Source organism: Idiomarina sp. UBA4206 (genome assembly GCF_002383015.1).
Taxonomy (GTDB): Bacteria; Pseudomonadota; Gammaproteobacteria; order Enterobacterales; family Alteromonadaceae; genus Idiomarina; species Idiomarina abyssalis.
Genome location: NZ_DFTS01000043.1, coordinates 162,373 through 169,327, shown reverse-complemented (window position 1 = coordinate 169,327; position 6,955 = coordinate 162,373). Strand labels below are relative to the sequence as shown.

The window sequence follows — 6,955 nt, the reverse complement described above, 5'->3', positions numbered from 1 at the left end:
CCTTACCAGTTTACCCATGTGGCATCGCATCAGGCCTGGTATGCTTCAGTGAATGCGTTATTTGACCCCTTTAAGACATTCCGGGTCGATTATTCTGTTATCCCCTGGGTAACTTATACTTCGCCGCAGGTAGCCAATGTGGGCCTAACTGAGCAGCAGGCCGAGAAAACAGGTAAGGCGTACGAGGTGACTGAATACGATATTGGCGATTTGGACCGTGCTATTGCTGATGACAATGCTTTTGGTCGGGTGAAAGTTCTGACCAAACCCGGTAAAGATGAACTGTTGGGTTTGAATATTGTTGGGCCGCAGGCCGGAGAGCTGCTGGCGGAGTATGTGCTGGCAATGAAGCACGGCATTGGCCTGAATAAAATATTGGGTACCATACACAGTTATCCAACACTGGCAGAAGCCAATAAATACGTTGCCGGAGAGTGGAAGCGCGCCAACGCCCCGCAGAAGCTGCTAACATGGGTTGAGAAGTTTCATCGCTGGCGCCGGAGTTAACATGCGTTTTATAGCAGCCATCAGTTTATTGTTTGTGACACTTTTTGCCACCTCGCCGTTGAAAGCGAATGAGGTGAACTTTTATGCCTGGGGTGGCTCGTCGGAAGTAAACAGTTACTTACGTTGGGCTCAGAAAGAGCTAAAGGCTGAAGGCATTCAACTTCGCCACAATAAAGTGGCCGATGCCTCAGAGGTGGTTAAGCAATTAATTGATGGACGCTCCAATGCTGACATTATCTGGGTAAACGGCGAGAACTTTCACGCGTTGAAAAAAGCCGGAGCCTTACGTTCCATTGCCGATGAAATTAAAGCGTTAAATAACATCAGCCCTGAACTTAACTGGCAGAGCGATTTTGGTGAACCGGTTGATGGACTGGAAGTGCCCTGGGGTGTCGGGCAGTTTAATCTTATTAGCCGCCCTGGGCTTTTCAGCCAAAAAGCAGTGAGTGCAGAAGCATTACTGAACGCTGCGTGGGAAAAATAAGGTCGTATCAGCTACCCTAAGCCGCCGGACTTTCATGGCACCACCTTCTTAAAGTCACTGCTGTTGTCATTGCATCCGCAACAGCGTGAAGTTTTTCAGCAGCCAGTAAGCAAAGTTGATGCGAATGAATGGACTAAGCCTTTATGGCACTATTTAGACAAACTGCATCCACTATTGTGGCAGCAGGGTGAAAATTTTCCGTCGTCAGCCGGAGAACAAATTTCTTATCTGGCGAATGGGCAGTTGTTAATGGCGGTCAGTTTTAACCCTAATGATTATCAAACCTTAGTTAATCATGGGCGGTTGCCGGCAGGTGTTGAGCGCCACACGTTGTCAGATAAAGCCATAACCAATAACCATTATCTGGCCATTCCGGTCAGTTCGAATAATGCCGAGGCTGCAAAGGCGGTCATCGAGTTTTTGTTGTCTGAAAAGGCGCAGCAAAGAAAAGCCGATACCAACCGCTGGGGCGATCCTTCCGTTTTAAAACGCACACAAAAAGCTGATAAAAGCTCTGCGTTACTCGAACCTACCGATGACTTTCATGCCAGCTGGCAGAATTATCTGGAGCGGGAATGGTCCGCGCGTTATCAATAGCGGTCTGGTTACTGCTGATTATTCTGCCTGTCGGCAGCGGTGTGCTTTTCCTGTTGCTGACATCTCTTGATGGGAAAACCGGAGTCAGTTTAGCGGCATTCAGCGAACTACTATTGGGTTACGAGTCGATACTGTCGAGCTTTGTTCTTGCGGTTGTGGCGCCTTTTGTAGCTTGCTATCTGGCGCTTTGGATGGCACCAGGCATACTTCGTAAACAGCGCTTACAACAGTTGCTGTCCCCTTTACTGTCTATTCCGCACGTGGCATTTGCGGTCGGACTTATGCTGTTAATGAGCCCGTCGGGCTGGCTAGTGCGGCTGGTGGAAGCTGTCAGCGGGCTTTTCCCTGTGCCGCCGGCAGGTTGGCCATTACCAGAAAAGTCCTTAGTGACCGTGATAATTGTACTGGTCTTAAAAGAGCTGCCGTTTTTGTTGTTGATGATATCGGCTCAGTTAAAACAATTACCGGTTAAGTCCTGGCTTGTTCAGGCTCAGAGCTATGGCTATAGCGAACGCCAGGCCTGGTGGCGTATCGTGACGCCGGAATTATTGCGCCGGATGACACTTCCTATGGCAGCAGTGATCATTTACTCGTTGTCTGTGGTTGATATTCCGTTATTGGTTGGCAGTAACACGCCTGCCGTATTAGCTCAGCGAGTTTACGAGTGGACCTTTCAGTTTGCAGCCGATAGTCAGATAAAAGCAATGACAGGTGCCTGGGTTCTGTTAGCAATGGCTTTGCTTTTACTCTTAATGAATTCAAAGCACTCTGTTCTTTATCACCGTTTAGTACTGAGGAAAAGCGCGGGCACGCCAGAGCGATTTAATTCGGACAAGGCCAGCCGTTATGCGTGGGGCTTTTTAGGCTTTCTCTCGTTTGGGGTTATTACTGTTTTAGCGTTACAAAGCCTAGCCTCAAGCTGGTTTTATCCGGATTTATGGCCGGCTGCTTTAAGTCCTGAGCGCTGGCAAACGGAGTGGAGTTACCTGCTGGAACCAACGGTTCACAGTTTTTGGCTGGCGTTACTCAGCGCAACTACCGGAACTATAGCCGCAATGGTTTTACTGCAAAGGCAGAGACAAAAAGCGGTTAATTCATTTTACTGGCCGGTTCTTATTGCTTTGTTAATTCCGCAGGTGCCATTGGTATTAGGCTGGCAACGAGTGCTTGGCCAACAGTTAACTGAAGGTTGGCAGCTTTGGTGGGTGTTCTGGTCTCATGCCGTATATACTTTGCCTTATGCTTATTTAGTCTTACATGGCGCTTATACCAGCTTTAACGAACAATGGTTGATTCGGGCACAAAGCCTTGGTTACTCGGCACGGGCAGCCTGGTGGAGAGTTATGCTGCCAATGCTAAAACAACCGGTTGCCATTGCTTTTGCTGTTGCGTTCTCAGTCAGTATTGCTCAGTACTTGCCAACTCAATGGTTGGGGCAAGGAGTTACGCCTACTTTAACCACCGAAGCGGTGAGTGTGGCCAGTGGCGGAGACTGGCGTATAGGCAGCCTTTACGCACTGCTGCAGATGTTATTGCCTTTATTGGTCTTTATCGCTGTAGGGGGAATCAGGAAGGGAAGTTATGCTGAACATTCGTGATCTTAAAATTGAGCTGCTGAGAGACGATCAGGCAGAGCTTTTATTTCAGCTGGATGAATTAACCGTTGGAAAAGGTGAAGTCGTGACATTAATGGGCCCCAGTGGCGTCGGTAAGTCAACTTTATTACGCTGGGTTTTGGGAGAACCTCTGGTTAACTTTCGTATTCAGGGACAGTTAAGCTTAAATGGAGAGGACATCAGCGGTAAGTCTATTGCGCAGCGTAAGCTAGGCATGATGTTTCAAAAAGGTGGCTTATTTCCCCATTTGACGATTGAAGAGAACTGCCTGTTTGCTCAAAAACCGCGCTCTAATTTGCATCGCATTGAACAGAAAGAACGCGCCTTAACCATGCTGAAAGCCTTGGGTCTTGAAGATAAATGGGCCGTTTACCCCGACAGCTTAAGTGGAGGACAGTATGCCCGCGTTGCTTTACTGTGTTCATTGCTGGCAGAGCCGCAAGCTATGTTACTGGACGAGCCCTTTTCATCGTTAGACGCAGGCCTGCGTGAAGACGTCAGACAGTGGACTTTTGCACTATTACAGGAAAGGGAAATTCCAACTTTGCTGGTGACTCATGATACTGCCGATGCCTGCGGGCGAGTGATTGAGATGAGAGGAGAAAGCGTTAATGTTTGACCCTAAAATACTCCCTGTTACCCGCAAAGTTCTGGATATACCAGCGAGACTCTTAGTACGCGCCGGAATCAGTGCTGATCAGGTCACCGTTGCTGGCTTTTTCATTGGTTTACTGGCGGTTCCTTTACTGGCTTTCCAGTATTATGAACTGGCACTGGTTGCAATTTTAGTGAACCGGGTATCTGACGGTTTAGACGGGGCAGTGGCAAGGCGCACGCAGTTAACCGATGCCGGTGGCTATATTGATATCGTGCTGGATTTTATTTTTTACAGTGCGGTGGTGTTTGGTTTTTTACTGGCGGTGCCAGAACAAAACGCCATAGCCGCCGGGGTTTTGCTTGTTACCTTTATGGGAACCGGCGCGACTTTCTTAGCTTTTGCCAGTGTGGCCGGTAAACGTGGCATTGAAAACCCGGACTACCCAAATAAGTCGTTGCACTATATGGGCGGTTTAACCGAGGGCTTTGAAACTATTATGGCTTTTGTGGCGTTTTGTCTGTGGCCCCAACACTTTTCAGTGCTGGCTTACGTGTTTGCTGCCGCATGCTGGGTTACCGCAATAACGCGTATTTTTGTTGGTTACCGGACATTAAAGCAGCCCGTAGCGGCGGAGGAGCATCATGTCTGAAACTCTCTGGCGTCTAAGCGTTTTTATTGGTGTCTTACTGGTTATGGTTTTATGGGAGTTTCTCGCGCCAAAGCGAAAGCCGCGCTACAGCCGTAAACAGCGTTGGCCTGCTAATCTGGCTATTGTTGCGGTTGATACCGTACTGCTGCGAGTTATCGCACCTGTCGGTCTCACGGGTATTGCTTTGTGGGCATCAGAACAAGAGTGGGGGCTGTTTCATTATTTAAGCGGCACTGCCGGCAATGACCTCCCGTTTTGGTTTGTTGTTCTGGTCAGCCTTGTGGCGCTGGATATTGTTCTTTATTGGCAGCATCGGCTGTTTCACCGTATTCCTGTGTTATGGCGTATGCACCGGGTGCACCATGCCGATCCTGATTTTGATGTAACCACCGGTTTGCGTTTTCACCCCGCAGAAATTGTTCTCAGCTTTTTTATCAAGGCTTCTGCCATTCTTGTGCTGGGTGCACCGGCACTGGCTGTTATTGTATTCGAAATTATTCTCAACGCCTGTTCTTTGTTTAACCATGGCAATGTTGCGTTGCCGACGCCTCTGGAGCGCGCTGCGCGTAAAGTTCTGATCACCCAGGAGTTACATCGTATCCACCACAGTGTTGAAAAAGAAGAGACCAACAGCAACTACGGTTTTAGTGTCAGTTGGTGGGATCATCTGTTTGGTAGTTTTACTTCAAAGCCTAAGGCGGGTTCTGATCAAGTCGATATTGGTTTAAAAGAATATAGAGATGCGAGTATTACGACGAAACTTTGGGGACTGTTAAAAATCCCTTTTAGTAATCGATGAGCAGAGTAAGAAACAGTTTGCGTCCCCGGCAGGAGTCGAACCTGCGACCTTTCACTTAGGAGGCGAATGCTCTATCCAGCTGAGCTACGAGGACGTGCCCGCGATTATGCCAGAAGCTGTCGCGGGTTTCACCCTCAGTTAACCGGCACCACCCAGTCGTTCACCTGAATATTATGTAACATATTTCCTTTAGTCAGCTTAGCAATAGCCGTAGATTGCTGCACTTGGGAAACTTCCACCTCAAATTCACTCACCTGCCATTTCTGACGGTAACGGCCCTGATCATCGGTAAAGTGACTGGGCTGAACAACTTTAAGCTTATCGCCCGGGCTTACGCCGTGTTTTTCACCCAAATTAAACTGAAGCGTTTTTTCATCGACGGCAATAATTCTGGCTCGTACCGGTTTGCAAACTACCTGCTCTTTCACACCAGAGGCTAAATCGCGCAAGCCACTATCTAGTGCGGCACCGAAGGGCTCGTTCCAAAACTGTGCTGTGGCAACATCAACATCGATGTTGCGATCAAAAGTCCAGGGCTGAGTGTCTTCGACTCGTGCGCGGGTAACCAGTTGTCCGGTTGTCGCATCCAGCAGGTAAAGCGTTAAGGCGTAGTGGCGGTTTGGATCGCTGGACCAGAACCAGTTAGAGCTGGTGTCCATCATGGCTAAGTCGTCAAACATACCAAAGACAACAAACTGACTGTCGTTGGCTAAACCGAGGCTACGAGCCATGCGGCCCAGCTCTTCCAGGTTAAGGCCATTCAGTGCTTGCCCGAGTCCCGCATGTCGCTGCAAGGTATGAGAAATATGCAGTTGGCTGCCGACACCGCCAAGCTCACGCGCTAAACGCTCTGCGGCAACTTCTCCAATTTCCCAGATTTGTCCCCAGGTCCCATGGGCGCGATCGCGCAATTCAAACGGGACGATAGTAACGGAGTTTTTGTAACTGCTTCGAGTGCAATCGCCTTCGCGGTTCCAGATGTCAGCTCGCAGCAGGACAATAACGCGGTCATCACGAACTTCTTCGCGAACAATAGTGACTTGGTCCACGTTACCCTGACTGCTCCATTGGGTTTCAGTGTTTCGTAATACGCCGTCAACCACTTGTTGAATACTGGAGATATTTCCGCCAGAAGTGAGAAGCGCTTGTTGCAGCGCATTTTCTATAGCTTTTTGACGTGCTGCATCGGTATCGCCGTTTATAATGCGGGCGGTACCCTGGGCTTCTACCCAACGTGCTTCGCTCGGCATAGCGATAAAGAAAACAGAAGTGATCAGCAGCAGGGTTTTCCAGTTCATGGTGTTATGCATCCCAAGTGTCAGTTTTTAGTCGTTACTTTGCTATTGGAATTAGCTGCAAAAACCCTGCCATGTTGAAAGAGGAAATCAGAACCTAGTAATAAACAACGCGCTTCACTTTTTGCTGGCGGTTTGTACTCTGATACAGGCGATGTACTTTCTCAAAATCCAGACGTAGTTCAGTCGCGTAATAATCGCCAACCGTGTAGGTTTTTACCACTTCGGCACCACGAATAACACCGTCAACGGAAGCCTGAAAGCTGTCCTGGTTTAACGCCCAGTCTTCAACTGAACTACCACCGGCAATACGTTGACCATACACTTGTTCGGCCAGCTCGCGATAAGCCGCAAGTTTTGAAGCGCGCATAGCGTTCAGATCTTTTAGCTGTGCGTTTTCGCCTTGTTGA

Annotated in this window: 8 protein-coding genes, 1 tRNA gene and 1 pseudogene; 7 read left to right on the top strand and 3 right to left on the bottom strand. The window is 48.8% G+C overall.

Annotated features, from left to right (window positions below):
• From B3180_RS09955 to B3180_RS09925, 7 genes and pseudogenes are all read left to right on the top strand, one after another.
• Positions 1 to 507: pseudogene (locus B3180_RS09955) on the top strand (pyridine nucleotide-disulfide oxidoreductase); the annotation flags it as partial.
• A 1-nt stretch (position 508) separates the two neighbouring features.
• Complete coding sequence (locus B3180_RS09950) at positions 509 to 991, top strand: hypothetical protein (RefSeq protein WP_286844297.1); 483 nt, start codon at positions 509 to 511, stop codon at positions 989 to 991.
• Between the two features lie 6 nt (positions 992 to 997).
• On the top strand, positions 998 to 1,588 hold the full coding sequence (locus B3180_RS09945; protein WP_349677617.1) for an ABC transporter substrate-binding protein: 591 nt from the start codon (positions 998 to 1,000) through the stop codon (positions 1,586 to 1,588).
• Complete coding sequence (locus B3180_RS09940) at positions 1,567 to 3,186, top strand: ABC transporter permease subunit (RefSeq protein ID WP_278358301.1); 1,620 nt, start codon at positions 1,567 to 1,569, stop codon at positions 3,184 to 3,186. The genes B3180_RS09945 and B3180_RS09940 overlap by 22 nt, the downstream gene beginning before the upstream one ends.
• Complete coding sequence (locus B3180_RS09935; protein ID WP_278358302.1) at positions 3,170 to 3,823, top strand: ATP-binding cassette domain-containing protein; 654 nt, start codon at positions 3,170 to 3,172, stop codon at positions 3,821 to 3,823. The genes B3180_RS09940 and B3180_RS09935 overlap by 17 nt, the downstream gene beginning before the upstream one ends.
• A complete protein-coding gene (locus tag B3180_RS09930) occupies positions 3,816 to 4,451 on the top strand; it encodes a CDP-alcohol phosphatidyltransferase family protein (protein WP_273023550.1) in 636 nt (211 codons plus the stop codon). The genes B3180_RS09935 and B3180_RS09930 overlap by 8 nt, the downstream gene beginning before the upstream one ends.
• The gene (locus B3180_RS09925) at positions 4,444 to 5,250 is read left to right on the top strand and encodes a sterol desaturase family protein (RefSeq protein WP_273023548.1); all 807 of its coding nucleotides are present in this window, start codon (positions 4,444 to 4,446) and stop codon (positions 5,248 to 5,250) included. The genes B3180_RS09930 and B3180_RS09925 overlap by 8 nt, the downstream gene beginning before the upstream one ends.
• Before the next feature lie 20 nt (positions 5,251 to 5,270).
• Here B3180_RS09925 and B3180_RS09920 read toward each other — a convergent pair.
• The 3 genes from B3180_RS09920 to B3180_RS09910 form a co-directional block, all read right to left on the bottom strand.
• Positions 5,271 to 5,344 (bottom strand) — tRNA-Arg (locus B3180_RS09920).
• A gap of 40 nt (positions 5,345 to 5,384) precedes the next feature.
• Positions 5,385 to 6,548 carry a flagellar assembly protein FlgT gene (locus tag B3180_RS09915; protein WP_199493135.1) on the bottom strand — a complete coding sequence of 388 codons (1,164 nt, stop codon included), beginning with the start codon at positions 6,546 to 6,548 and terminating at the stop codon, positions 5,385 to 5,387.
• Between the two features lie 94 nt (positions 6,549 to 6,642).
• On the bottom strand, positions 6,643 to 6,955 hold a 313-nt coding region (locus tag B3180_RS09910; RefSeq protein WP_286844293.1), incomplete at its 5' end, for an LPP20 family lipoprotein.